This is a genomic window from Alphaproteobacteria bacterium HT1-32 (assembly GCA_009649675.1).
Classification (GTDB): domain Bacteria; phylum Pseudomonadota; class Alphaproteobacteria; order Rhodospirillales; family HT1-32; genus HT1-32.
Genome location: WJPL01000001.1, coordinates 1,080,083 through 1,104,661, shown reverse-complemented (window position 1 = coordinate 1,104,661; position 24,579 = coordinate 1,080,083). Strand labels below are relative to the sequence as shown.

Genomic DNA, 24,579 nt, shown 5'->3' with positions numbered 1-24,579 from the left:
AGATGACCATTGAAACCCTCTCCGTGACAAAGACCTTTGGTGGTCAGCAGGGCGTCTACAGGCATGCGTCGGCATTGCTCGGCTGTGACATGACCTTTTCGGTCTATCTGCCCCCGGCGGCAGAACAGGGTCCGGTGCCGGTGCTCTGGTGGCTGTCAGGCCTGACCTGTACGCAGGAGAACTTTACCACCAAGGCGGGTGCGCAGCGTTATGCGGCGGAAGCCGGAATTGCGATCATCTGCCCGGATACCAGCCCGCGCGACAGTGACCATCCCGGCGAACATGACGCCTATGATTTCGGGTCCGGCGCGGGATTCTACCTTGATGCGACGGCAGCCCCCTGGTCGCAGAACTATCTTATGTACAGTTACATCACCAATGAACTGCCGGACTGCGTTTTCGGGGCTTTCCGGCTGGATCCCAACCGGCAGTCAATTTCCGGGCACAGCATGGGCGGTCACGGGGCGCTGACCATCGGTATCAAGAACCGTGATGGTTACAGGTCGGTTTCTGCCTTTTCGCCGATAGTGGCGCCGATGCAGGTTCCCTGGGGCCGGAAGGCGCTGGCCGGTTATCTCGGTGATAACCCGGATGCCTGGCATGCCTATGACGCCTGTGCGCTGGTTTCTGACCGTGGCTATGACCGGCCACTGCTGATCGAACAGGGGCTGGCAGATAATTTTCTGGCAGAACAGTTGCGCCCCGAACTGTTTGAAGCGGCCTGTGCCGGCGCGAATGTGCCGCTGACCGTCAATCGCCGGGAAGGTTATGACCACAGCTATTATTTCATCGCCAGCTTCATTGGCGATCATATCCGCTGGCATGCCGAACGGTTGCAGAGCTGACCGGTGAACGAGTATGGCCGTATTGAGCGGCTGGCACTCCGCCATGCGCGGACTGCTTTCAGAGATCAGCCCCGGCTTGATGATTGCTGTCCGGGTCTGAATTATCACGCCATACCGGATTTCCCGCAGGCGCTGTCTGATTATGATCGCTTCGCCGGCTGTTTTTCAGCAGCAGATATACTCTGGCTGGAAGATGATCCCGCCCTGACACCGGACGCGATCTACGTCCGGGATGCGGCGATACCGTCACCCCGTGGCATGATTTTGTGCAATATGGGCAAGCCGGAACGCCGCGCTGAACCGGGCCTGCATGGGGCTGCTTTCCGGCGGGCCGGTATTTGCGTGCTGGGCGAAATTACCGGTGAAGGATATCTCGAAGGGGGTGATTTCATCTGGCTGGATGCCCGGACCTGCGCGGTTGCAGAGGGCTACCGCACAAACCCGGAAGGCATTCGCCAGCTTCGGGACCTGCTGGGCAGTGATGTGCATGTCGAGGTGGTGCCTCTGCCGCACTATAAGGGCCCGGCTGATGTGTTCCATCTGATGTCGGTCATCAGTCCGCTGGATCATGATCTGGCGCTGGTCCATTCCCCCCTGATGCCGGTTCGTTTCCGGAACTGGCTGCTGTCGCGGGGGATGACACTGGTCGAGGTCGATCCGGGTGAATTCGAGACGCTGGGCTGCAATGTACTGGCGCTGGGGCCGCGCCATCTGCTGATGGCAGAGGGCTGTGACAGAACAGCGGACCGGCTGCGCAGTGCAGGCTGCCGGGTAGAGACTTATCCCGCAGAAGAAATCTCGCGCAAGGGTGAGGGTGGGCCAACCTGCCTGACCCGGCCGTTTCAGCGTCAGGGCTGAGGTTTCTTCATGCCTGCTTTGCCCAGGCCTGTTCAGCATCCATCAGGCGTTCAGGCGGCGCAGCTGGCTGGCTGTCATTGCTCATCAGGTCGTTGATATAGCTGCTCAGAATCTGTTTCTCTCTGCCGTCGATTTCAAAACAGATTCGGGTATGACCCTGACCGTTACCGACAATACGGGCTTTCAGCGGGTCCAGACGGCGCAGTTCGATTTCAACTTCGTCACCGATGTTGCCGGGCAGCTCAGGAACAAGCCGGGCCCCGCCAACGGAAATGTCGACAACAGTCGCGTCCATCATCGGTCCTCCGTTCAGACGATAAATGGCCCGCTCAGACAGTTTGTGCCGTTTTGATTTTCTCTGATCTCCGCCCCGTGCCTGCTCGGCCAGAATCTTGATGAGAGTGCGGACAAGCGGGTCAGCTTTAGCAATACGCTGGGCCACCTGCCGACGACTGATGGCAACTGCCAGAACCGGGGTCAGGGCGCGGGCGGAATTCTGTCTGGGCTGATCATCTTCCGCGATGGCGTTGACGCCAATCAGCGCGCCCTTCTCGCATATCTCAAGGACTTCCTCGCGACCATTCACTTCCCGGACGATTTCCACCGTACCGGACTGGATGATAAATGCTTCGCTGCCTGCCATTCCCTGCCGGAAAATAGAACTGCCGACGCTGAAGGTTCGCCGGTCCTGTACGTCTTTCATCGAGTTGCTTCCGTGTCTTATGTTGCTATGCAGCATAATAACGCCGGAGCAGTCTGAAAGTGACGGCCCGCACAGACTGAAACTTTATGGCGCGCGCCACAGGATGACGTAACCATCGGTCTGTTTCGGTGACAGGCCGCCATCCGGCTTGTCGACAATCGGGTCAATGGTAATCAGTCGCCCGCCGCGGACAGTAACCCCTGCAACGGCCAGCCCGTGTGCGACCCCGATGCTGTCAATCCGGGTATGGCTGCCGATTCCGCCTGCGGTCAGGGTCGTCCACCGGATGCGGCGCTGAAAGTCAGCCGAGACCACCAGCAGCGTCGGGTCTCCGCCATAGGTTCCGACCGCGGTTCCGGCGATGGTCTGCTTGTCCCGATCGGGAATGCCGAGGCCGCTGACCCCGCCAATGAAGACATTTCCCAACTCGTCCGCAGCGATGGCACGGGGCAGGAAGGTGTTGGTCCGGTTGAGTTTGTCCGGCCCCAGACGCGGAAAGGCATATTGTGCTTTCTTCAGACGCCCCGTCACGGGGTCCAGCCGGGCGAAGAAAGCGATGACGGCCCGGCCCGGCCCGACCGGTGTGTTGTAGCGGTCGCTGAAGATCAGCATGCCTTCGCGGGCCGGTGTTGTCGGATGTTTCAGGAACAGGCTGTCGCCGCCTGCGGCTTCACCGAGAAAATACAACTCCCCATCCAGCCCGAAGGTCAGCCGCAGCCCGTGGGTGTCTGCGGTCCGGTTGCCAAGTTCCGCCCCGGCATAGCCCCAGTTCTTCCAGACCCGGTTCATGTTGAAATCCCAGGCTTCGACAAAGGCACTCTGGACAGCGAGAGAATTCACGTCCCGGACATTGTTGAACCCGGTGACAAAGACCAGCCTGTTTTCTGAATCCACTTCGATATCGGTGACCACGGCATGGTCCAGATCGACCCGGCCCAGACGGCGGCCCGCCGGGTCATAGAGGCTGACCCGCTTGCCATCCAGCAGGGCAACACTGTCATCCCTGCCGATGGCCACCCGGCTGGCTTTCATGGGCAGATTATCGCGCCAGATGAATTCAGAAGCATCCCCGGAGAGGACGGCAACACCCAGATCACCGGCAATCGCAATCCGGCCACTGCCGGAAGACACGGCCATATCCGTCAGCTGATTGCCGACCCGGGTGTGAGACAAGATCGGTCTGCCATCTGGCGAGAGGATCAGCACCGATGCCGGACCATCCAGCAGATCAATGCGGCGTCCGCCGAGGGCAATACCCTGCAAACGCCCGGCGACAACCACATTGGCGGCGGGGGTTATGGCAACCGCAACCACGTCATCGACGCCCGGACCGGCAAGATAGGTGGCAAAATGGGCGGGAAGGTCGTTGCTGACGCTGGGGCCCTGCATCTCGTCGGATGGCGTCGGAGAAGCGGGCTCGGCCTCTCCGGGGGCAAGGGTCGCCCTGCCGTTTCCTTCCGGTTCTGCCTCACCCTCTGTTTCCGGCGGCAGAACGGTAGGGGCGGTTGGTGGGGTGGGTGCCGTGATGGTCTGCGCTGTGGCAAGCGGCAGCGACGCAAGGAACATCAGGCCAGCCGCAATCGCCACCCGCCGGGTCATGATCTGGCTACTCCCGCACCCGGTCCAGTGTCACGAAGGCGTAGGCCGGGCGGCCCGGTTCCTCGATCGGCTCGGTACGTCCGATTTCGCGCCATTCGGTCGTGCTGATGTCGGGAAAGAAGGCGTCGGCTTCCGGTTCTGCCTGTACTTCGGTCAGGTAGATGCGATCAGCCTGTGGCAGGACAAGCCGGTAAATTTCGGCACCACCGATCACCATGACCTCATCAGCGCCAGCGCCCCGGGCAATGCCGCGGGCCATTTCCAGTGCCAGTTCGAGACTGTTGATGACCTGGGCACCATCCGCCTTGTAGGACCGGTCCCGGGTGACAACGATATTGGTGCGGCCGGGCAGGGCACCGGGAAGGCTTTCCCATGTCTTGCGGCCCATCAGGATCGGTTTGCCCATTGTGGTCTGTTTGAAGAACCTCAGGTCACCGGGCAGGCGCCAGGGCAGATCACCCTCCCTGCCGATGGCACGATTGCTGCCCATGGCGACGATCAGTGCAAGCCGTGGTCCGGTCATACGGCTACCGGTGCCGGGATATGCGGATCGAAGCGATAGCCGTCCAGGGTGAAGTCTTCGAAGGTGAAGCTGAAAATATCACGGACATCCGGGTTCAGGCGCATCACGGGCAGCGGATAGGGTGTGCGTTCCAGTTGCCGGTCTGCCTGCTCCAGATGGTTGGCATAAAGATGGGCATCCCCCAGCGTATGCACGAAATCACCCGGTTCCAGTCCGGCAACTTGTGCAATCATCTGGGTCAGGAGGGCATAGGAGGCGATATTGAAGGGGACACCCAGGAAGATATCCGCACTGCGCTGATACAGCTGGCAGGAAAGTTTGCCGTTGGCGACATAGAACTGGAACAGGCAATGACAGGGCGGCAGGGCCATCCCGTCGATTTCCGGCACGTTCCAGGCACTGACAATCAGCCGGCGTGAATTCGGATTGGTGCGAATCTGGGTCATCAGGTCACTGATCTGATCGACGGTCTGGTTATCCGCCCCGCGCCAGGATCGCCATTGTGCGCCATAGACCGGCCCCAGATCCCCCTTCTCGTCGGCCCAGTCATCCCAGATCGAGACGCCGTTTTCCCGGAGATAGGCGATGTTGGTGTCACCTTTCAGGAACCACAGCAATTCATGGATGATCGAGCGCAGATGCAGGCGCTTGGTGGTGACAAGGGGAAAGCCCTGCGCCAGATCGAAACGCATCTGGTAGCCGAAAACACTGTAAGTTCCGGTGCCTGTCCGGTCGTCCTTGAAGACGCCGTTTGTGCGCACATGGCGCAGCAGATCGAGATATTGTTGCATGCTTATCCGTGGTCGCGGGTATGTGGATTAAGAATAACCGATCTGCCCTGTCCGGGGAAAGGCCTGTTACCCTTCCAAAACCCCTGCTGACGTTCTATATTAACTCTGCCGGTTCGCCGGCTATGGCGATAAACGGGTTGTGGAATAAGCATAACGGACCCGGGGGCAGTGCCCGGCGCCTCCACCAATTTCTCTTTTGGGGGCGAAACAGGATCGACGTGTGTAGTAAAGACAACACTTTTGCTCGGCATGGTACCACCGATATCGGACCATTCCTACAAGTGCCAACGATAACGTTGAACTTGCCGCTGCCGCCTAATAGGCGTTAAGCGCGGCCCGGGGGGCGCCGGGCAACAGAAGCCCCCCACTTTATTACCCGCTGGCTGGGGCCGGCGGTCAGGGGAACAGAACAGGTTGACGGATATGGAAGACACCGGACTGCGCTACGACGAAATGGTCGAGAATGCCCTGCGCGGTGTTGTCTCCCAGGCGCTCAGGCATGTGCTCGAATATGGCCTGCACGGGGATCATCATTTCTATATCACCTTTCATACGGATTTTCCGGGCGTACGAATTCCGAAACGCCTGAAAGAACGCTATCCGGAAGAAATCACCATCGTTCTCCAGCATCAGTTCTGGGATCTGCTGGTGGGTGAAGAACATTTCGAGGTGACGCTGAGTTTCGACAAGAAAAGCGAGCTTCTGGTTGTGCCCTTTGCCGCCATCAGCGCCTTTGCCGACCCTTCCGTAAAATTCGGCCTGCAGTTTGCGGTCGAGGAAATGGAAGAAGACGAAGACAGCGCCGAAGCACTGCGTCTTGCTGTCGATGATGCTGTTGCCGATTCCGAATTGGAGGATGAAGCCAACAACGACAGTGCGCCCGCCCATACGGGCAGCGCCGAAGTCATCACCCTCGATTCTTTCCGGAAAAATCAGGGCTGAGTTTCAGCAAACGACCCCTCCGTACCTCCATCCTTCGTGACCCACTTTCAGCCCTCCTCAGGATGAGGTTTTTTTAGTTACCATCACCTCATCCTGAGGAGCAGCGCAGCTGCGTCTCGAAGGATGCCGTTTTTAGCCCTGTCATCTCCATAATGCATTTATGGGATGCTGGGTTTACATGCTGCGTTGTTCAGACGGACGATATTATGTCGGCTCTACGCGTGCGTCACTTGAGCGCAGGGTTGGAGAGCATAACAACGGGCGGTTTGGTGGTTTTACTAGCAAGCGGCGTCCGGTTCGGCTGATCTGGTGTCAGTGGTTTATGACCATCACCGATGCCATTGCTGTCGAGAGACAGATCAAGGGCTGGCGTCGGGACAAGAAGCTTGCTCTTGCGAAGGGCGATTATGATGTGCTGGTCAGCCTGTCATCCAGACGGAAGCTTTAAGCTTTTCTCTTCCATCCTTCGAGACGCAGCTTCGCTGCTCCTCAGGATGAGGTTTTAGTTACCATCACCTCATCCTGAGAAGGGCTGAAAGCCCGTCTCGAAGGTTGGTGCTGTGGTTCTGTGGTCCGGTCAGTCCAGGCCCATCAGACTGCGGGCGAAGTCGCGGGGGGTGAAGGGGCGGAGGTCTTCGGCGGATTCGCCGACGCCGACCGCATGGACGGGCAGGCCGAATTTTTCTGCCAGTGCGACGATCACCCCGCCACGGGCACTGCCGTCCAGTTTTGTCATCACCAGACCGGTAACATCGACAGCCTTAAGAAAGGTTTCGACCTGACTATGGGCGTTCTGTCCGACGGTGGCATCGAGCACAAGCAATACGGCATGTGGTGCGGTGGCATCGACCTTCCGCATGACGCGGATGACCTTCTGCAGTTCTTCCATCAGATGGCGTTTGTTCTGCAGGCGGCCCGCGGTGTCGATGAACAGGATATCCATATTCTCATTGCGGGCGCGTGTTACCGCATCAAAGGCCAGGGCAGCGGCATCGGTGCCGGTCTGGCCCGCGACCACCGGACAGTTCGCCCGCTCACCCCATACCTGCAGCTGTTCGATGGCAGCCGCCCGGAAGGTGTCACCGGCAGCCATCATCACCTTGTGGCCGTCGTCGCTGAAACTTTTCGCCATCTTGCCGATGGTGGTGGTCTTGCCGGATCCGTTGACGCCACAGACCAGCACGGTAAAGGGCTTTACCCCGTCCGGCGGGGTGAGGGGCTGTGCAACCGGTTCCAGCAGCAGCTCGATCTGTCCGGCCAGTGCGGTGCGGACCTCCATTGCGGAGACATCCTTGCCGAAACGGGTCCGGGCGAGTTCCTTCGACAGCTTGCCCGCCGTCGCCACGCCGAGATCGGCCGTGATCAGAATGTCTTCGAGATCTTCCAGTGCGGCATCGTCGAGACGACCGCCCCGGAACACGCCTTCGATGGCAGAGGCAATCCGTGAGGATGTTTTGCCAAGTCCGGCCCGCAGACGTGAAAACCAGCCAAGTGCCATGGTCAGGCAACCTCTGCCAGCAACTGACCGTCAGACCGGCCGGTAACGCGTGCTGTAACGATGTCGCCGGGCTCTGCGGCAGTAGACAGCCGGACAGGGGCGAAGTCTTCGCTGTGGCCACTGGCGTCTTTTTCAATCAGCACACGGATGGTTTCGCCCATTTTGCCATCGAGCCAGCTGCGGAACGCAAGTTCCCCGGCGCTGCGCAGGCGTGCGGCCCGGGCCTTGCGGAGGCGGGCAGGCAGTTGCGGCATCTTTGCGGCGGGTGCACCGGCACGGGCCGAGAAGGGAAAGACATGCAGATGGGTCAGGCCACAATCCTCGATCAGACCGAGACTGTTCTCGAACATTGCCTCAGTTTCGGTCGGAAATCCGGCAATCAGGTCGGCACCAAAGGCGGTGCCGGGACGTAACGCACGGACTTTCTCGCAGAAATCGACGGCCTGCGCCCGGCTGTGGCGACGCTTCATGCGTTTCAGGATCATATCGTCACCTGCCTGCAGGCTGAGATGCAGGTGCGGCATCAGGCGCGGCTCATCAGCGACCAGTTCCATCAGTGCCCGGTCGTCACCGGCCTCTGCCGGGTCAATGGATGACAGGCGCAGACGGGCCAGATCCGGCACAGCGGTCAGCAGACGACGTGCCATCTGGCCAAGAGTGATCCCCCCCGGCAGATCACCGCCATATCCGGTAATATCGACGCCGGTCAGCACGACTTCACGGAAGCCGCCATCGACCAGCCGGCGAACCTGCTCGACGATCCCGCCGATGGGGACGGAGCGGTTATTGCCGCGGGCAAAGGGGATGATGCAGAAAGTGCAGCGATGGTCACAGCCCTGCTGGACCTCGACAAAGGCGCGGGCACGGCCCTCAAAATCGCCAACCAGGTGGGCAGCGGTTTCCCGCACGGCCATGATGTCGGTGACTTCGACGGCTTCAGGATGATCACCGCACCAGGTTTCGGCAGCCATCTTTTCGATATTGCCAACGACCCGGTTGACCTCCGGCAGGGCGGCATATTTGTCCGGGTCCAGCTGGGCGGCGCAGCCGGTGACGACAATATGGGCATCCGGGCGTTCACGACGCAGTCGGCGGATGGCCTGACGGGCCTGCCGTTCTGCCTCGCCGGTCACAGCACAGGTGTTGAAAATGACCGTATTGGCGCAGCCGGCGGCGCGGGCATGTTCCCGGATCACTTCGCTTTCATAGGCGTTCAGGCGACAGCCGAAAGTCTGGACTTCGACATCAGTCAGCTTGTCGGTGTCGGTTGTCATGCGGCGACACTTCGGGCGAACATATCCGGTGACAGCAAGCCGCTGAAACTGGTCGCCACCGGGCCGGTCATCATGACATGGCCATCCGGCATCCAGTTGATATCCAGCACACCGCCATCCAGCCGGACAGAAACTTCCCGTCCGGTCAGGCCGCGACGATGGGCGGCGACGGCGGCAGCACAGGCGCCGGACCCGCAGGCACGGGTAATACCGGCACCGCGTTCCCAGACCCGGTAACGGATATGACTGTCATCAATGATCTGGACCACGCCGATATTTGCCCGGTCGGGAAACTGTGCGTGATTTTCAAGGATCGGCCCGTGGATCGCGAGATCGACCTTGGCCACATCCTCGACGAAAAAGACCGCGTGGGGATTGCCCATGTTCACACCGACCGCGTCGGACAATGGTCCGCTGGCAACAGGAATATGCAGGGTGTCGACCGCATCGCTGATCGGCACTTCCCGCCAGTCCAGCCGGGCCGGACCCATGTCGACGCAAACCCGTCCGTCGCTGGTGGCTTCCGCGTCCAGCAGGCCGGCGATGGTTTCGATGACCAGATGGTCGGCGCCGCTTTCGTCCATCACCATGGCGGCAACACAGCGCGTTCCGTTGCCACAGGCACCGGCCTCGCTGCCGTCCGGATTGCGGATACGCATGAAGACATCTGCCATCTCGTCGCGGGCGGGCTCCAGGATCAGCAGCTGGTCAAACCCGACCCCGGTCCGTCGGTCGCCAATGGCACGTGCTTCTTCCGGGCCGATGACAAGCTTGCCGTCACGGGCATCGAGGACCACGAAATCGTTGCCGAGGCCATGCATCTTGGTGAAAGGAATAGCGTTCATGCCGCGTTATATGGCGGTTCTGACGCAACTGTCCATCCCCGCCCGCTGAAAAGGGCTGCGTAATCACTTGTGATGAACTCTGTTGCGATTGTTTTCTGCCGGGCGCGACGACCGGCAGGGAGGTGTTTTCCGGTTGTCATCTGGCAACTTGCCGGACCAGAGGCTGCCCCTAATGACAGACAGACGGTCAGCGCCGTTGCGGGGTCAGGTTTGCCAGCTTCTGCATCTTGTCCCAGCGTGTTTCCGGGGCGACTTCAGGGACGGTCCAGAACGAGGCCCCTTTGTGGCGGATATGGGTATCGAGAACGGTTGCCGCAGTCTCGACATCCCCGGCCTCAATGGCTTCAGTCAGTGTCTTGTGTTCGGCAAATGACTTCTGCATATGCTCTGGCGTTGCCCCGAGCTTGTTGCGGATCGTATCGATCTTCGAGGCAAATGACCGCCGGGCCATGGTGAGGTAGGGATTGGCTGCAAACTGGAACAAGGCTTCGTGGAAAACCGCATCATTCTCGGAATAGGTACGACTGTCGCCTTCGCGAAGGGCGACCTCCATATTGTCGGTTGCTGTCCGCCAGGCTTCTGCAAGCCCGACCCCGTTATCCCGCATGGCAAGCCGCAACGCACCGACCTCCAGCACGGAGCGGGTTTCACTGACCTGCACGAATTCGGCCCGGCCCATTGTGAAGACGTAGGTGCCGGACTGTGGTTCGGTTCGAACGATGCCTTCCATTTCGAGGCGTGCAAAGGCTTCGCGAACCGGCGTCCGGCTGACCTCGTAGCGCCGGGCGATGCGTGACTCCGACAACGCATCGCCCAGTTCGAAATGACCCAGCACAATTTCCAGTCTGAGCCGGTCTGTTACCAGATCAGCAAGAGAAACAGGGCCGTCAACTCGCATCAGTTACTCCGGTTTGTGAACGCTAAAGCTTATAATGTACCATACCTTTATCGTCTTGCATGTCAGTATACCAGTCAGACTGACACTTCATGGCGACCACCGAACATCGGTGCTGAACGACCGAGGCCCGGCAGTTCCCAGACCCCGGCACCGCCGGGATTGATATCCGCACCAATATTTGCATCGATCACATAAGGCCGATTGGCGGCAATACCCTTGCGGATGGCCTCGCCCAGGTCTTCCGGACGGTCAATGGAGACACCCTCAACACCGAACGACCGTGCCATAGCGGCAAAGTCCGGATTGTAAGGTTCACCCGTTTCCGGCAGGCGGAAGTCTGTCGCCAGTTCACGTCCTTCCAGATAACCACGCTGCAAGCCACGGATTGAGGCATAGGCGTAGTTGTTCCAGACAACCCATACGGCGGGGATGTTATATTCAACAGCGGTTGCCAGAACCGTATTGTGCATCAGGAACGCCCCGTCACCACAGACCGAAACACAGGGACGATCCGGTGCCGCCAGCTTTGCACCGAGCACGCCGGCGACGCCAAAGCCCATCGGGCCATACCCCATGGAACCGATCAGGCTGTCCGGCCGTTTTGGGCGGGTATACTGGATCAGCCAGTTGTGATGGATGCCGATGTCGGAAACCAGGATGGCATCATCCGGCAGGGCAAGGTCGATTTCACGGGCAGCCCGCTGCGGATTGATCGGTGAGGCAGGATCCTTGAAACCGGGGGCGGTGAATTCGTCCCATTCCTTGCGCCAGCCATTGATATCGGCCAGCCATTTCTTGCGCGGCGCGGAAAGCTCTCTCGATGCCCCTCCCAGTTCAGCCAGAAGCTGTTTCATGAAGGTCTGGGAATCCGCCATGATTCCGAGTGCAACAGGGTAATTACGGCCGATTTCTTCCGGATCAATATCGACATGAATCAGCTTCGTCGGCGGAATATTGAAGGAATAGCCGGGAATCCAGGTTGATGATGTCCGGTCATCGAAGCGCATGCCCATCGCTAGAATGACATCAGCCTGACGTGTTGCATGGTTGGCCTGATACATGCCGTTGCGGGCGACGAGACCCAGTGCCAGCGGGTGTTCCGAGGGGATTGCGCCGAGACCGGAGGCTGAGGCAGCGACAGGAATCTGGTATTTTTCGGCCAGTTCTAGCAACAGGGCTGAGGCGTCGCCATAGCGGCAGCCCTGCCCGACCATGATGACCGGGCGTTCGGCAGCCAGCAACATGCGAGCGGCTTTTTCGATACTTTCCATATCCCCGCCGGCACGACAGGAAATATTGTCGGTCCAGGCTTTGGGATCGGGGGTTTCCGCACCGGTATCTTCCTTGAAGATATCGAAAGGTACGTCGACGACGACAGGGCCGGGTCGACCAGTCATCATTGTTTTCCAGGCTTCACGGACGGTGACCGGCATCTGCTCGCCACGGGTCGGCTGATAGACCCGCTTGCAATAGGCTTTAACTGTCGACGGAAAGTCTGCCTGATAGTGGCGGTAGAGTTCCTGAAAGGCACCCCGGTTGAACTGGTTTGTCGGCACATTCCCGGTCACCGCAAAGAAGGGCACGGAATCCATGAAGGCATTGCCCAGACAGATCGGCATATTTGCCGAGCCAGGACCGCAGGACGTGAAGGTTGCTGTCGCCTGTCCGGAAATCCGGTAATAGACATCCGCCATGAAACCGGCGACGGACTCATGGCGGACCGAGATCGTCTTTACATCATCCGTGCGTTCGTAAAGCGCGTCGATGAAGCCAATATTGCCGTGACCGCACAGACCAAAAGCGTAGGGGACGCCCTGCTGGATCAGGTGGTCGACGATCATCTGGCCGCCGTTGAGACTGTTTTTGACTGACATGATTATTCTCCTCAGGAAGCCAGCGTACCGCGTGGCGGGTAATTTCGTTCTTTGACGATCCGGGCGACTTCCAGCAGGTCGTCGATTTTCGGTCGTGCAAACGGGAATGTGTTGATGACCGCGCCGTAAAGCGTCAGGTCGGGCATGACGAAGAAGACGCCGGGCTCGGCGAATATCTCGCTCTCATGGCTTGCGTAATTCTCGGAAATGTAGAGCCCGAGCTGGCGTGCCACTTGAATTGGCAGGCCATAGCCAAGTGGTACATTCGGTATGTCCCATTCCCGCCGTGATTGTTCAGCCCGCTCTGCGGGGTCGGCAGACATGGCAATTATCTTGAGACCGGCCTCGCGGAATTCCTCATGCCGGGTGGACATTTCTTCCAGATGACGGCGGCAGCGCGGGCAATGAACCCCACGAAAGACATCGATCATCAGCATGAAGTCCGGCGCATTCTCGGCCAGTCGCCAGCGTTCGCCCCCGGCAAGGTGGATATCAATGTCCGGCATGGACTGGGTTGGCAGAAGTCGTTGCATTCTTATGTCCTCGGATTGAGTGTCGGTCAGTCGGCGGTGCCGCGTTCGACAGGCTGGGTTGACTGGTTGCCTGGTGCGGAGACGCCGGGGATTGCCCAGCGGCTGGGATGCGCACGTTCATACTGCTTGGCGTAGATGGCGTCGGCACCCAGCTCCTGTGCGGCCTGCCAGGGCCAGCGCGGATTGAACAGCATGATGCGGGCGAGACCGATCATGTCGGCCTGTCCGGTGCGCAGGATGGTCTCGGCCTGACGGGCTTCCGTGATCTGTCCGACCGTGATGACCTTCATCTTCACTTCGGATTTGATCCGGGCTGCAAAGCCGGTCTGGTAGCCGGGACCGGATTCGATCTTCTGGTCGGGCGACAGGCCGCCGGACGAGACATCGATGAAATCACAGCCCATCTCGTCCAGCCGTTTGGCGAAGATGACGGAGCTTTCGAGATCCCAGCCGCCACTGACCCAGTCAGTCGCAGAAATACGGATACCGAGGGGTTTGTCGTCTGGCCAGACGGCGCGGACGGCTTCGAAAATCTCAAGGCCGAAGCGCATCCGGTTTTCCAGTGACCCGCCATATTTGTCGGTTCGCCGGTTGGTGATCGGCGACAGGAATTCATGGATCAGATAACCATGGGCACCATGCAGTTCGACCACATGGCAACCGGCGCGTGCGGCACGGACGGCACTATCGGCAAACATCCCGATGATGGCCTGAATTTCCGTCAGGCTGAGTTCACGGGGGGCGGGCCAGCCTTCCTTGATGGGTATTGCCGAGGGCGCGACGGCCTCATAGCCACCTTCGTCGACACCCAGTTTGCCGCCACCTTCCCAATGGGGGCGCGATGAAGCTTTTCGGCCGCCGTGACAGAGCTGGACGCCAAAGGCTGCAGACCCCCGGTTGCGGAAGAACGAGCAGACACGGCCCACACCTGCTTCCTGTTCATCGGTATAAATCGACAGGCAGGAAGGATTATTGCGGGCAATCGCCTCGATATAGCAGCTTTCCGACAGCACCATACCGGCACCGGAGACGGCAAACTGTCCGAGATGCATGATATGCCAGTCACCGGCGACACCGTCATCGGCAGAGAACTGGGTCATTGGTTCCACCACGATCCGGTTCGGGATGGTAAGGCCCCGGAGTTCAATCGGTTCAAAAAGTCTGACGGCCATAATGGGCCCCCCTTAAAGGCTGATGGTGATAAGACGTTCGTCGGTCAGTTCCTGAATGGCGTATTTCGGTCCTTCGCGGCCGAAACCACTGTCCTTGACGCCGCCATAAGGCATCAGGTCTACCCGGCTGGAGCAGGTTTCATTGATATGCACACCACCGACATAAAGTTTTTGCGCTGCTGTCATGGCGCGGGTGATGTCCTGCGTGAACAGGCCGGTTGCCAGCCCGTAGGGCGTTGCGTTGATTTCGTCGATAGCGTCATCAAGTGAGCTGAAAGGCCGGATATTGACGACCGGTCCGAAGATTTCCTCCTGCATCACCTTCATGTCCGGTGTGACGTCGGCCAGAACTGTCGGTGCGATGACCGGTCCCGTCCGTTCGCCACCGGCCAGCAAGGTGGCTCCTTCAGCGATGGCGGCATCAATCCAGCTTTTTACCCGGATCGCTTCCTTCTCGGATATCAGGGGGCCGACAGCGGTCTCCGCCAGATGCGGGTTGCCGTATTTCAGAGCTTTCACGGCGGTCAGGTATCGTGGCAGTACGGTGTCGATGATGTCCTGATGGATATACAGGCGCTGGATGGAGGTGCAGACCTGTCCCGCCTTGCGGAAACCGGCCCGGACGACCTTTGACAGGGCCAGATCAATATCTGCATCCGCGTCGAGAATGGTGGCGGCAATTGACCCCAGTTCCATCTGGGTCCGGCGGAGGCCCGCGGCGGCATGAATTTTCGCCCCAACGGCAGTTGAGCCGGTGAAGGTGAAAAAACGGACCGTCGGGTTGCCGGTCAGCCAGGCGCTCATCTTGCTGCCTGAACCGTTGACGATGGATAGGAAGTCGGCCGGAAACCCGGCTTCAATCAGAATTTCGACCAGAATCTGCGTGGTCATCGGCGTGGCAGAGGCCGGTTTGACGATGACTGCATTGCCGGCGGCCAGTGCCGGGGCAATCTTGTGGGTCACGGTATTCAGTGGCGCGTTGAACGGGGTGATGGCGCAGACCACGCCAAGCGGTACACGCAGGGTAAAGCCGAGCCGTTTTTCCTGTCCGGGTGCGCCAGACAGCGGGATGACCTCGCCGGACAGATTGCGTGCTTCATCAGAAGACGACAGCAGGGTCTGTATGGTCCGGCTGACTTCACCCTCAGCATCTGACCGGGCAAAACCGGCTTCTGTCACAATGGTTTCGACCAGCTCTGCCTTGCGGCTTTCAACCAGTTCGGAAGCTTTTGCGAGTGCTACGGCACGGGCAGCCGGGGTCAGCGGGCCGCGCCGGAAGGCATCATCAAGTGCTGCGATGGCCCGGTTGACGATGGCTTCGTCGGCAATCGCAATCTCTGCAACCTGCTCGCCGGTATATTTGTCATAGAGCGGTGCGGTTCCGGCGCCGTCGACCCACTTTCCGCCGACCAGCAATCTGACCGACCGTGGCTTGGTGGGAGTTGAAATCTTGTTCATCAGTTAGGATCCTCAAAATCAGTCGTAGAACATGTTGGGAAAGGTCAGAACGATGGAGGGCACATAGGTGATCAGCATCAGGACGCTGATCAGGATGACGACCATCGGAATGGCTTCGCGAATGACCCCTTCCGGGCGCGTCTCAACGGCGGCGGCTGAGAGATACAGCAGGATGCCGACCGGTGGTGTGCAGAGGCCGATCAGAAGGTTGACGATCATCACGACGCCGAAATGTGTCGGGTCGATCCCCATGCTGACGGCAATCGGAAAGAAGATCGGGGTCAGGATGATGATGGCAGGCAGGGCGTCGAGAAACAGTCCGACAATCAGCAGGAAGATGTTGATCATCAGCAATACAACCATGGGGTTCTCGGAGATCGAGAACATGACCGCGGAGACCTGTTTGGCGACCTGAAGGTCAGCGATGATCCAGGCAATGACTGAACTGGCGCCGACGACGACCAGAACCGTGGCGGTACCGATCGATGCACGAATCAGGGCCTGATAGAATCCGGCCCAGGTCAGTTCCTTCAGGATGAACATGCCAGCCACAAAGCTGTAACCCACGGCAATGGCACCGGCTTCAGTCGCGGTAAAGATGCCGCCGAGGATGCCGACCAGAATGAAAATCGGGACGAACAGCGCGACGATGGCATCACGCCCGGTGGTGAGGACCCGGTTCCGGGAGAAGGGTTCACCTTTGTCCCAGCCTTTCCGGACGGCCATGAAATAACAGTAGCCCATAAGCGAGGCGCCGATCAGGATTCCCGGAATCATGCCCGCAAGAAACAGTTTTCCGACTGACTGTTCGGTCAGCACTGCAAAGATAATCATCGGAATAGACGGGGGGATGATGGGACCCATCACGGAGGAAACAGCCGTCAATGCTCCGGCAAACTGCGGCTTGAATCCCTTTTTGACCATCGAGCGGCCAAGTACGGACCCGACGACGGCAGCACCGGCAGCGGCGGAGCCGGAAATGCAGGCGAACATCATCGAGGTTACGATATTAACATGAGCGAGGTTGCCGCGGATATGGCCGACCAGTGCCTGGGCAAAGGCAACAATCCGTTGGGTGATTCCGCCCGCATTCATCAGTTCGCCGGCCAGAAAGAAGAAGGCAACCGCCAGCAGGGCGTAGTGATTGACACCGGACACGAAGAACTGGGGGATCAGTTCAAGGGGGAGGTCCGGACGATAAACAAAAATTGTTACTAGTGAGGCGGCGAGAATGGCAAATACCAGGGGGACGCCGAGTAATGCCAGCAGCAGCATGACCCCGATAAGCAGGAGAACGGTCATATCAATGTATCTCCATGGGATCTTGTCCGGCCCGGAGCTTCCGGACGGCAAGGATATATCGGGTCACGGATACGAGAGCCCAGGGGACGACGGCGACGGGGATCGACATGAACAACCATTTCCGGGACATAAAATCCATTTCGATGAAGGTGTCATATTCGGTCAGTTCCACCATGCCGAGGCCGTACCAGAACAGGACACCCAGCAGAGCAAGCGTCAGCAGGACTCTGAAGGTGTAGAGCAGAATCTGGATGTTTTTTGGAAAGGCAGAGACCAGCATCGAGATGCGAAGGTGGCGGGCCTTGATGGCGGCAAGTGCAATCAGCCAGGCCCAGAACAGGAGGTTCAGTTCTTCTGACCAGGTGAAGGAAGTACCGATGACATATCGTGAGAAAACCTGTGTGATGGTCAGCAGGACAATAAGGAAGAGGATGCCGGCCACGAAGGCATCCAGCAGGTGTTCCGCCATGGTGACGATTTTCTGCATTGCATCCCCTCCTTATTCAGCCTGTGATCAGGACTTCGGCTTGATGGCGACGATGCGGTCGATATATTCCTGACCGCCCTTGTTATCCTTGGCAAAAGCCTGCCATACAGCGTCCTTGATGATGGCCTGGAATGGCGCGGGATCGATATCCCCGTTGATTTCCATGCCGTCATTCCGGAGCTGGGCGAGATAACCGTCCTGCTTGTCCTGATTCATCTTGCGCTGGCCCAGAGCTGTCTCATGAGCCGTGTCGATCAGGATCTTCTGCTGCTCTTCGGTCAGGCCTTTGAACTTTGCGAGGTTCATCGCAATGATGGATACGGAATAGGCGTGCTGGGTAAGGGACAGATATTTCTGGACCTCGGACAGCCGTCCTGTCGCGATGATGTGAACAGGGTTTTCCTGACCATCGACAGCACCGGTCTGCAATGCGAGGTAAACTTCCGTGAAGCTCATGGCGACCGGGTTGGCGCCGAGAAGCTTGAAGGCCAGCGTATGGGCCTTGTTCGGGCTGACCCGGATTTTCATACCCTTCAGGTCTTCCGGTGTGTGGATCGGACCTTTGGAATTGGTGACGTTACGGAAGCCGATTTCGTAATAGGCAAGCCCCTGTACGCGATGCTTCCGGAGCCGGTTCAGAAGTTCAGTTCCGATCTCGCCGTCTGCGACGGTATGAGCATGTTCGTAACTTTCGAAGATGTAAGGCAGGTCGAGGACGTTCAGCATCGGCTCAAAACGTGACCAGTAGGGGGAGCCGGTAATGATGATATCGATGGTGCCCAGACGGACGCCTTCTGCCAGCTGCGGGCTGCCGCCAAGCTCACCATTGTGATGGACATGGATATCGATCTCGCCGTTGGTACGTTCCTTGACCAGACGGGCAAATTCTGACGCGGCAAGACCAATGGAATCATTGGGCGGCTGGATGAGACCCAGTTTCAGAACGGTTTCGGCGCTGGCCGTACCGCTGAATGAAAGGCCCATCGTGATGGCTGCTGCGGCAAGTATGCGTTTCATGTGCTTCCTCCCAGAAGTTGATTGTTTTGATTTAATGCGGTCTCAGTCGTAGGGCTGAGTTTCGGCAAGAGGCGGTGTTTTTGCTATTTCCTCATACCAGGCAGTCAGCCGGGGACGCCCGGTGCGCCAGGCGTCATCCGGGAATCTGAAGTCCAGAAAACCCAGTGCAGCGGCCAGTGTCAGCCGGTCCAGGGTTGGCGGACCTTCAAGATCATTGTCTGCTTCAAACCAGTCTGTGATCCGGATGGTCGTCTGTTTCTGGCGCTCCATCCAGCTGTCGCGGTCTGCTTCCTGTGATTTCAGGGATTCAACCCGGCGGATAACGGCGCAATCCATGATGCCGTGTGCGAGGGCATGGCGGAACAGGGCGCGATGGCGTTCTGCACCAGCTGACGGCAGCAGGGCGAAGCGATCACTCAGGCTGTCGAGATATTCGCAGATTGCAAGGCTGTCCGTATGCGGATTTCCCTGATCGTCGACGAGAGTGGGGACCTTCGAGAGCGGATTGACGGCGACCAGTTCAGGTGGTCGGTGATGAGGGTTCGCAATGATGAGTTCCAGTTGCGCGTCCAGGCCAAGCTGAATGGCTGCTGCCCGGACTTTGCGGGCATATGGAGATGCGCCGACCATAAATAATTTCATGCATCCCTCCCGGGAAGTTGGGGCCATTATCAGCCTTGTTCGTTGAGGTTTGATACAATCTGTATGTCAGTATGTCAATATCTGTATGCCAGTATTTCAGCTTGATATGTTCTTGGTTGCGAGGAAACTGAAATCTGCTTCACATCATGCTGATAACCGGCGGCAATTCCGGCAGATCAAGCTTGGGCTGGATTCACGGGGCTGGAACGCCTAGTGACTAGGCGACATCAAAGAACGTGAAGCGGCCCGATGACATCCGGAACTCTCTACGGCCTTGGGGTTGGCCCAGGCGATCCTGAACTGATCACACTCAAGGCATGGCGCATCCTGCAGAATGCACCGGTGATTGCTTGGCCGGCACCTGAACAGGGTCCGTCGATGGCGCGGGCAATTGCTGAATCGCATATCCCTGAGGGGCGGGTGGAAATTGCCATCCGGATGCCGATTTCGGCGGCCCGGTTTCCGGCGCAGGCAGTCTATGACGACGCGGCAGTGGAAATTTCCGCGCATCTTCGCGCTGGTCGTGATGTGGCCGCTCTCTGCGAAGGGGATCCCTTTCTCTATGGCTCCTTCATGTATCTCTATGGTCGGCTGGCGGCAGAACATGAGTGCGTCGTGGTGCCGGGTATCTCGTCGCTGATGGCGGCTGCAGCGGCATCCGGGGCACCGCTGGTGGCCCGCAATGACGTGCTGACGGTGGTACCGGGTACATTATCCGCAGATGACCTGAAGGCACGGCTGGCCGGGGTCGAGGCTGCGGCCATTCTGAAGATCGGACGCAACCTGCCAAAGGTCAGGGCTGTGCTGGAGGATCTCGGACTGACCGGTTGCGCAACCTATGTTGAACGGGCGACATCTCCGGAGCAGAAAGTCTTGTCGCTGGCGGATGCACCTGCGGATGGTGCGCCCTATTTTTCGCTGATTCTGGTGCATCGGCGGGGTGACGCATGGCGGGTGGAGGATGGTGATGTCTGAAGCCCCGGTTCTGGTTGTTCTGACCGCCTCCGGCGCCGAACTTGCGCGCCGGATACAGGCTCGCTTCCCCGGTTGTGAAATTCATGGTCTGGCATCCCGGGTTGAAAACTGTGACCGCAGGTTTGAGCGGACTATGGAGCATATCGCCGGTCTGTTTCAGGCCGGACGACCGGTCATCGGTATCTGTGCTGCCGGAATCCTGATCCGTGCTGTCGCTGGTCTGCTGGCCGACAAACAGTCAGAACCGCCTGTACTGGCACTGTCACCGGACGGGGGCAGTGTGGTTCCGCTGCTGGGTGGCCATAAAGGAGCGAACCGGCTGGCGCAGGAACTGGCCGCGGTGACGGGGGGCGTGGCCGCCGTGACGACGGCAGGTGATGTTCTGCATGGTGTGTCGCTGGATGACCCGCCGGCGGGCTGGAAGATTGCCCGTCCGGAGGCGGCAAAACCCGTGATGGCTGATCTTCTGGCTGGTAAGCCCTTGTCGCTCTGCGGTGACGGCGGGGCGTGGCTGGCACCGCTGAAGCTGGCTTCTGCTGACGCAGCTTCGGCACGTATTCATGTCACGACCAGATCTGTCGACCCGCTCCCTGAACAAAGCCTGGTACTGCATCCGCCGCGCCTGGTCATTGGTGTCGGATGTGAACGGGACTGTGCGCCGGAAGAACTGACCGGTCTGGTACGCTCGACCCTTGAGCGCCATGGTCTTGCTGCGGCCTCGGTCGCGGCGGTCGTGTCGGTTGATCTGAAATCTGATGAGCCGGCGGTGCATGCGGTTGCTGAAAGCCTCGCTGTGCCGGCCCGGTTCTTTGATCCGGCCCGGCTGGAGCAGGAAACGCCAAGGCTGGTCAATCCTTCTGATATCGTGTTCAGCGAAGTCGGCTGTCACGGCGTCTCGGAAGGGGCGGCGCTGGCCGCAGTGGGGGCATCCGGTCAGCTTGTCGTACCAAAAACCAAGTCGGCACGGGCGACCTGTGCAATAGCCGAGGCAACTGGAGATCTGGACCCGCTGAACCTTGGGGTGGGCCGGGGGCATCTGGCCGTCATCGGGGTCGGTCCGGGCTCTGCCGACTGGCGGACAGCGGAGGCAACGGCCCTGCTGACCGGCGCAGAAGATGTCGTCGGTTATGGGTTTTATCTTGATCTGGTGGCGGATCTGATTGCGGACAAACCGCGACACCAGACCGACCTGGGGGCCGAGGAAGAACGGGCCCGCCGGGCGATTGAACTGGCGGCAACCGGTCGCCGGGTGGCGCTGGTCTGTAGCGGTGATGCGGGCATCTATGCGCTGGCGACGCTGGTCTGGGAGTTGCTGGATCAGGGGCAGGACGCAGCCTGGCGCCGGATTGAGGTAACAGTTGCTCCCGGTGTCTCTGCCCTGCAGGCGGCCGCCGCGCGGGCGGGTGCGCCCATCGGTCATGATTTCTGTGCCATCTCGCTGTCTGACCTGCTGACCCCGCGGGAGACGATCCTGCAACGCCTGCAGGCGGCGGTTGATGGGGATTTTGTCACGGCGCTCTACAATCCGCGATCACAACGCCGGACAGAACTGATCGAACGTGCGATCGAACTGTACCGGGCCGGGCGTCCGGCGACGACGCCAGTGGTTATCGCCCGGTCGCTGGGGCGTCCGGACGAGGCTGTACGGATTGTGGAACTGCAGCATCTCGATCCGGCAGATATCGACATGATGACGATCCTGCTGATCGGGGCCAGCCGCACGACAACCCTTGAGCATGGCGGGAAGCTCCATGCCTACACCCCGCGCGGATATTTGTCTTAAATCCGGTTTTAGTGGAGGCAGTCACCTTCGCCGGGACCGGCGAAGGCCGGGAAAACTTCGGCGACCGCAGAGGCGAAAAGGCGACGGGGCTGGTCCGGCAGGCGTTCGATTTCACACCAGACATCATGGGAATCAAGATCCCCGGCGGCGGCCATCAGGATCACCCCGGTCAGCGGATGTGCTTCACCCAGTACCCGCAGGGATGCGTCAGCCAGTGCGGCAAGCGTGCCGTCATCGAGAACCATCTGTTCACCTCCTGATGGCAAGTCCGGGAGTCAGCGTACCGCCTTGCCAGCGGGCCGACAACGATCTTCACGGGGGTGAATGCTGGACCTCAGTGAGGTTTTGCCCCGGTTGTCCCGGCATCCTTCGAGACGCAGCTGCGCTGCTCCTCAGGATGAGGCTGAAACTATTTCCTCATCCTGAGGAGCGCTGAAAGCGCGTCTCGAAGGATGCCGGTTTTGATTTCCATCCATCAACGGAAGGACTAGCTGTCGATGGAAAGCTCGACCGCACCCAGCCCGGCGATTTCGTGGCGGAAATGGTCGCCGGCTTTTGGAAAACGGGTGGCCAGAACGCTGCCGGTCATGATGACAGCACCGGATTCCATGCTGCGCCCGATGGAGGCCCACTGATTGGCCAGCCAGGCCAGTGCATCCAGCGGGTGGCCCAGTGCCGCACCGGTGCTGCCGGTCTCTGTCTCACCATTATTCATGGTCATGGTGACGGCGGCCGAAGCCAGGTCAAGATGCTGCCAGTCTGTGACAGGTGTTCCCATCACGATGCCTCCATTCCAGCAGCGGTCGGCGGCGATGGAATAGCCGTCGAGATCTTCATAATCGGCATCCCGGTCGTCGATCAGTTCAAAAGCCGGCATGATCGCTGCCACATGAGGGGTAATGCTGTCCCGGGTCCAGGGGGTATCGCTGGCCAGAACGGCATCGCCGATCCTGACGGCCAGTTCAAATTCAACACCCAGCCGGACAAAATTTGCGAGAGAGGCCTGGCCGGGGCCCTGATGGAACCGGCTGGCCTGTATCAGGCCACCTGCGGGCTGATCGACATTGCAGAGCTTCTGAACAGCGGGAGATGTCAGGGCGATCTTGTAGCCGGCAACCGGCCCGTCATCGTCGAGAAAGGCCGTCGCCAGGCGGTTCTGGATCGCATAACACTCGCTGAGCGACTGTGGTGCCAGATCGCCTGTCAGGCGTTTGAAACGCTGTTTCGCCCGGTGTTCGGATTCGATATGGCGGGCAATTTTTTCAATTCGTTCTGTCGTCATTCTGCGCTTCCTCTGGCCCTGATACCCGGTTACGTCCGGTGTTCTTGGCATGATAGAGGTTTGCGTCAGCCTGTTCCATCGCCTGATGGACACTGTTGTTTACTTTATTCAGGGGAGCGAGGCCGATACTTGCGGTGAAGTTCAGCTGCCCCCCGTCCGGAAGCTCGACGGTGGCAGCTTCAAGCGCTGCCCGTACCTTTTCCGCAGCTGTCCGGCCGTCCTCCATGCCGGTGTTCGGCAAGATGGCGCAGAACTCCTCGCCTCCCAGCCGGCCAAAGATATCTGCGGACCGCAGTGACTGGAGGCAGATCTCTGCCATACAGCGGATCACATCATCACCAACCGCATGCCCATAAGTGTCGTTAACATTCTTGAACCGGTCGATATCGAGCATCAGCACGCAGGCTTTTCCATCCGTGCGCCTGATCTGCTGATATTCATGCTCTGCCAGCAGCAGGAAACTGCGGCGGTTATGGCATCCGGTCAGGGGGTCTGTGCGGGCAAGGTCATGCAACTCCTGCTGCTGTTGCCTGACCCGGCGAAAAAGTGGTCGGAACAGGAACAGGGCTTCGGCAACCAATGTGGCCAGCAGCACGGCCAGCATGACCAGCAGAATCTGCCGCAGGGCAGAGGCATGATCCCGGGCTTCTTTTTCATAGACTGAAACTGCGGTCTCAAGGCTGGCTGCAAGGTCGCCATTAGCGGAGGCTTCCAGTTGCCGGATGGCTGTTCTCACCATCTCCGGCCCCTGTTCGGAGGCTGCCAGCACTTCACGCGCGGTCGAGATGAAGGCGCGGACCTGCATGTCCAGATTCTCTGGCGGCTCGAAATAGAGATGGTCGACATTTCTGGACTGATACAGTTCTAGACCCTGCAGGGCTGCACCGGAAATCAGTGCCTTGTGTGCCTGTTCAAGTTCGTCCGTCGCGCGGGCCATCTGCCGGACCACGTCAGGGCGCGTCATGGCGTCCGCTGTTGAAAACTCGACGGCTTGCCGGGCTACCAACTGTACCAGCATACGCTGCCGGCCGGCAAAATTGATCTCTGCTGCAAAGATCTGCTGATGACGGGCAATCCGGTCGACAACAAAATGCGTGGTGATCGCAATCAGGCCGATCAGTGACAGGCCGAGGATATAGGAAATTGTGAAACGGCGGGCAGTGAGATCATTCATCGCATATCCAGCTCTTGATTGCTGTCCGGTACCGGCTGGTGCGCCAGTCTGTTCAATATACGTATCATTACGCATATCGTTTCAAACGGGTATGTGGAAAGGTC

The 24,579-nt window shown here is 59.3% G+C and carries 25 protein-coding genes and 1 other RNA gene; 7 read left to right on the top strand and 19 right to left on the bottom strand.

Translation table 11 applies throughout. The annotated features are described in order from the left end of the window. Window positions 1-2: 2 nt before the first annotated feature. Together fghA and GH722_05270 are read left to right on the top strand one after the other, a co-directional pair. The gene (gene fghA, locus GH722_05275) at window positions 3-845 is read left to right on the top strand and encodes an S-formylglutathione hydrolase (protein MRG71170.1); all 843 of its coding nucleotides are present in this window, start codon (window positions 3-5) and stop codon (window positions 843-845) included. A gap of 3 nt (window positions 846-848) precedes the next feature. Beyond that, window positions 849-1,703 (top strand): amidinotransferase, encoded by an 855-nt coding sequence (locus GH722_05270; GenBank protein MRG71169.1) that lies wholly within the window; start codon window positions 849-851, stop codon window positions 1,701-1,703. A 7-nt stretch (window positions 1,704-1,710) separates the two neighbouring features. Here the strand turns inward: GH722_05270 and GH722_05265 are convergent, their stop codons facing one another. The 4 genes from GH722_05265 to GH722_05250 are packed head-to-tail and all read right to left on the bottom strand — an operon-like array spanning window position 1,711 to window position 5,319. Then, window positions 1,711-2,442 carry a cyclic nucleotide-binding domain-containing protein gene (locus GH722_05265; protein ID MRG71168.1) on the bottom strand — a complete coding sequence of 244 codons (732 nt, stop codon included), beginning with the start codon at window positions 2,440-2,442 and terminating at the stop codon, window positions 1,711-1,713. Window positions 2,443-2,490: 48 nt separating this feature from the next. Further along, on the bottom strand, window positions 2,491-4,005 hold the full coding sequence (locus GH722_05260) for a hypothetical protein (GenBank protein ID MRG71167.1): 1,515 nt from the start codon (window positions 4,003-4,005) through the stop codon (window positions 2,491-2,493). A 7-nt stretch (window positions 4,006-4,012) separates the two neighbouring features. Next, window positions 4,013-4,528: a dihydrofolate reductase gene (locus GH722_05255; protein ID MRG71166.1), complete on the bottom strand. Its 516-nt coding sequence runs from the start codon at window positions 4,526-4,528 to the stop codon at window positions 4,013-4,015. Beyond that, window positions 4,525-5,319, bottom strand: coding sequence for a thymidylate synthase (locus GH722_05250; GenBank protein ID MRG71165.1), 795 nt, complete (start codon window positions 5,317-5,319; stop codon window positions 4,525-4,527). The genes GH722_05255 and GH722_05250 overlap by 4 nt, the downstream gene beginning before the upstream one ends. Window positions 5,320-5,387: 68 nt before the next feature. On the opposite strand from GH722_05250, the gene ssrA reads away from it, so the two are divergent. From ssrA to GH722_05235, 3 genes are all read left to right on the top strand, one after another. Continuing rightward, window positions 5,388-5,688: a transfer-messenger RNA gene (ssrA, locus tag GH722_05245) on the top strand. Window positions 5,689-5,742: 54 nt separating this feature from the next. After that, a complete protein-coding gene (locus GH722_05240) occupies window positions 5,743-6,261 on the top strand; it encodes a hypothetical protein (GenBank protein ID MRG71164.1) in 519 nt (172 codons plus the stop codon). Window positions 6,262-6,421: 160 nt separating this feature from the next. After that, window positions 6,422-6,709: a GIY-YIG nuclease family protein gene (locus tag GH722_05235; GenBank protein MRG71163.1), complete on the top strand. Its 288-nt coding sequence runs from the start codon at window positions 6,422-6,424 to the stop codon at window positions 6,707-6,709. A gap of 129 nt (window positions 6,710-6,838) precedes the next feature. On the opposite strand, the gene ftsY is transcribed toward GH722_05235, so the two are convergent. The 12 genes from ftsY to GH722_05175 all read right to left on the bottom strand — a co-directional run bounded on the left by ftsY (window position 6,839) and on the right by GH722_05175 (window position 19,288). Further along, window positions 6,839-7,759, bottom strand: coding sequence for a signal recognition particle-docking protein FtsY (ftsY, locus tag GH722_05230; GenBank protein ID MRG71162.1), 921 nt, complete (start codon window positions 7,757-7,759; stop codon window positions 6,839-6,841). A 2-nt stretch (window positions 7,760-7,761) separates the two neighbouring features. Then, entirely contained in the window at window positions 7,762-9,033 is a 1,272-nt protein-coding gene (gene mtaB, locus GH722_05225; GenBank protein ID MRG71161.1) for a tRNA (N(6)-L-threonylcarbamoyladenosine(37)-C(2))-methylthiotransferase MtaB, read from the bottom strand. Next, entirely contained in the window at window positions 9,030-9,878 is an 849-nt protein-coding gene (locus GH722_05220; GenBank protein ID MRG71160.1) for a diaminopimelate epimerase, read from the bottom strand. Before GH722_05220 ends, mtaB begins: the two co-directional genes overlap by 4 nt. A 187-nt stretch (window positions 9,879-10,065) precedes the next feature. Then, entirely contained in the window at window positions 10,066-10,776 is a 711-nt protein-coding gene (locus tag GH722_05215; GenBank protein ID MRG71159.1) for an FCD domain-containing protein, read from the bottom strand. Between the two features lie 74 nt (window positions 10,777-10,850). Continuing rightward, window positions 10,851-12,650: a thiamine pyrophosphate-binding protein gene (locus GH722_05210; GenBank protein ID MRG71158.1), complete on the bottom strand. Its 1,800-nt coding sequence runs from the start codon at window positions 12,648-12,650 to the stop codon at window positions 10,851-10,853. 11 nt (window positions 12,651-12,661) lie between these two features. Next, entirely contained in the window at window positions 12,662-13,183 is a 522-nt protein-coding gene (locus GH722_05205; GenBank protein MRG71157.1) for a redoxin domain-containing protein, read from the bottom strand. A 26-nt stretch (window positions 13,184-13,209) separates the two neighbouring features. Then, the gene (locus tag GH722_05200; protein ID MRG71156.1) at window positions 13,210-14,355 is read right to left on the bottom strand and encodes an oxidoreductase; all 1,146 of its coding nucleotides are present in this window, start codon (window positions 14,353-14,355) and stop codon (window positions 13,210-13,212) included. Window positions 14,356-14,367: 12 nt separating this feature from the next. Continuing rightward, window positions 14,368-15,813, bottom strand: a complete 1,446-nt coding sequence (locus GH722_05195; protein MRG71155.1) for an aldehyde dehydrogenase family protein — start codon at window positions 15,811-15,813, stop codon at window positions 14,368-14,370. Between the two features lie 18 nt (window positions 15,814-15,831). Next, window positions 15,832-17,115 (bottom strand): TRAP transporter large permease subunit, encoded by a 1,284-nt coding sequence (locus GH722_05190; GenBank protein ID MRG71154.1) that lies wholly within the window; start codon window positions 17,113-17,115, stop codon window positions 15,832-15,834. A 1-nt stretch (window position 17,116) separates the two neighbouring features. Then, window positions 17,117-17,602: a TRAP transporter small permease subunit gene (locus tag GH722_05185; GenBank protein MRG71153.1), complete on the bottom strand. Its 486-nt coding sequence runs from the start codon at window positions 17,600-17,602 to the stop codon at window positions 17,117-17,119. Between the two features lie 27 nt (window positions 17,603-17,629). After that, window positions 17,630-18,619: a DctP family TRAP transporter solute-binding subunit gene (locus tag GH722_05180; GenBank protein MRG71152.1), complete on the bottom strand. Its 990-nt coding sequence runs from the start codon at window positions 18,617-18,619 to the stop codon at window positions 17,630-17,632. A 42-nt stretch (window positions 18,620-18,661) separates the two neighbouring features. Beyond that, the gene (locus GH722_05175) at window positions 18,662-19,288 is read right to left on the bottom strand and encodes a glutathione S-transferase (GenBank protein ID MRG71151.1); all 627 of its coding nucleotides are present in this window, start codon (window positions 19,286-19,288) and stop codon (window positions 18,662-18,664) included. A 222-nt stretch (window positions 19,289-19,510) separates the two neighbouring features. On the opposite strand from GH722_05175, the gene cobI reads away from it, so the two are divergent. Together cobI and cobJ are read left to right on the top strand one after the other, a co-directional pair. Continuing rightward, complete coding sequence (gene cobI, locus GH722_05170; protein ID MRG71150.1) at window positions 19,511-20,236, top strand: precorrin-2 C(20)-methyltransferase; 726 nt, start codon at window positions 19,511-19,513, stop codon at window positions 20,234-20,236. Beyond that, complete coding sequence (cobJ, locus tag GH722_05165; protein MRG71149.1) at window positions 20,229-22,019, top strand: precorrin-3B C(17)-methyltransferase; 1,791 nt, start codon at window positions 20,229-20,231, stop codon at window positions 22,017-22,019. The genes cobI and cobJ overlap by 8 nt, the downstream gene beginning before the upstream one ends. Window positions 22,020-22,027: 8 nt before the next feature. Here the strand turns inward: cobJ and GH722_05160 are convergent, their stop codons facing one another. The 3 genes from GH722_05160 to GH722_05150 all read right to left on the bottom strand — a co-directional run bounded on the left by GH722_05160 (window position 22,028) and on the right by GH722_05150 (window position 24,550). Beyond that, window positions 22,028-22,264, bottom strand: a complete 237-nt coding sequence (locus tag GH722_05160; GenBank protein ID MRG71148.1) for a hypothetical protein — start codon at window positions 22,262-22,264, stop codon at window positions 22,028-22,030. A gap of 242 nt (window positions 22,265-22,506) precedes the next feature. After that, on the bottom strand, window positions 22,507-23,352 hold the full coding sequence (locus tag GH722_05155; GenBank protein ID MRG71147.1) for a hypothetical protein: 846 nt from the start codon (window positions 23,350-23,352) through the stop codon (window positions 22,507-22,509). Beyond that, entirely contained in the window at window positions 23,282-24,550 is a 1,269-nt protein-coding gene (locus GH722_05150) for a diguanylate cyclase (GenBank protein ID MRG71146.1), read from the bottom strand. Before GH722_05150 ends, GH722_05155 begins: the two co-directional genes overlap by 71 nt. Window positions 24,551-24,579 lie beyond the last annotated feature (29 nt).

Bases quoted from the DNA above. Each gene is read 5' to 3' on its own strand.
- fghA (MRG71170.1), top strand. From the start codon at position 3: ATGACCATTGAAACCCTCTCCGTGACAAAGACCTTTGGTGGTCAGCAG.
- GH722_05265 (MRG71168.1), bottom strand. From the start codon at position 2,442: ATGCTGCATAGCAACATAAGACACGGAAGCAACTCGATGAAAGACGTA.
- GH722_05260 (MRG71167.1), bottom strand. From the start codon at position 4,005: ATGACCCGGCGGGTGGCGATTGCGGCTGGCCTGATGTTCCTTGCGTCG.
- GH722_05255 (MRG71166.1), bottom strand. From the start codon at position 4,528: ATGACCGGACCACGGCTTGCACTGATCGTCGCCATGGGCAGCAATCGT.
- GH722_05250 (MRG71165.1), bottom strand. From the start codon at position 5,319: ATGCAACAATATCTCGATCTGCTGCGCCATGTGCGCACAAACGGCGTC.
- GH722_05240 (MRG71164.1), top strand. From the start codon at position 5,743: ATGGAAGACACCGGACTGCGCTACGACGAAATGGTCGAGAATGCCCTG.
- GH722_05235 (MRG71163.1), top strand. From the start codon at position 6,422: ATGGGATGCTGGGTTTACATGCTGCGTTGTTCAGACGGACGATATTAT.
- ftsY (MRG71162.1), bottom strand. From the start codon at position 7,759: ATGGCACTTGGCTGGTTTTCACGTCTGCGGGCCGGACTTGGCAAAACA.
- mtaB (MRG71161.1), bottom strand. From the start codon at position 9,033: ATGACAACCGACACCGACAAGCTGACTGATGTCGAAGTCCAGACTTTC.
- GH722_05220 (MRG71160.1), bottom strand. From the start codon at position 9,878: ATGAACGCTATTCCTTTCACCAAGATGCATGGCCTCGGCAACGATTTC.
- GH722_05215 (MRG71159.1), bottom strand. From the start codon at position 10,776: ATGCGAGTTGACGGCCCTGTTTCTCTTGCTGATCTGGTAACAGACCGG.
- GH722_05210 (MRG71158.1), bottom strand. From the start codon at position 12,650: ATGTCAGTCAAAAACAGTCTCAACGGCGGCCAGATGATCGTCGACCAC.
- GH722_05205 (MRG71157.1), bottom strand. From the start codon at position 13,183: ATGCAACGACTTCTGCCAACCCAGTCCATGCCGGACATTGATATCCAC.
- GH722_05200 (MRG71156.1), bottom strand. From the start codon at position 14,355: ATGGCCGTCAGACTTTTTGAACCGATTGAACTCCGGGGCCTTACCATC.
- GH722_05195 (MRG71155.1), bottom strand. From the start codon at position 15,813: ATGAACAAGATTTCAACTCCCACCAAGCCACGGTCGGTCAGATTGCTG.
- GH722_05190 (MRG71154.1), bottom strand. From the start codon at position 17,115: ATGACCGTTCTCCTGCTTATCGGGGTCATGCTGCTGCTGGCATTACTC.
- GH722_05185 (MRG71153.1), bottom strand. From the start codon at position 17,602: ATGCAGAAAATCGTCACCATGGCGGAACACCTGCTGGATGCCTTCGTG.
- GH722_05180 (MRG71152.1), bottom strand. From the start codon at position 18,619: ATGAAACGCATACTTGCCGCAGCAGCCATCACGATGGGCCTTTCATTC.
- GH722_05175 (MRG71151.1), bottom strand. From the start codon at position 19,288: ATGGCCCCAACTTCCCGGGAGGGATGCATGAAATTATTTATGGTCGGC.
- cobI (MRG71150.1), top strand. From the start codon at position 19,511: ATGACATCCGGAACTCTCTACGGCCTTGGGGTTGGCCCAGGCGATCCT.
- cobJ (MRG71149.1), top strand. From the start codon at position 20,229: ATGTCTGAAGCCCCGGTTCTGGTTGTTCTGACCGCCTCCGGCGCCGAA.
- GH722_05160 (MRG71148.1), bottom strand. From the start codon at position 22,264: ATGGTTCTCGATGACGGCACGCTTGCCGCACTGGCTGACGCATCCCTG.
- GH722_05155 (MRG71147.1), bottom strand. From the start codon at position 23,352: ATGCCAAGAACACCGGACGTAACCGGGTATCAGGGCCAGAGGAAGCGC.
- GH722_05150 (MRG71146.1), bottom strand. From the start codon at position 24,550: ATGCGTAATGATACGTATATTGAACAGACTGGCGCACCAGCCGGTACC.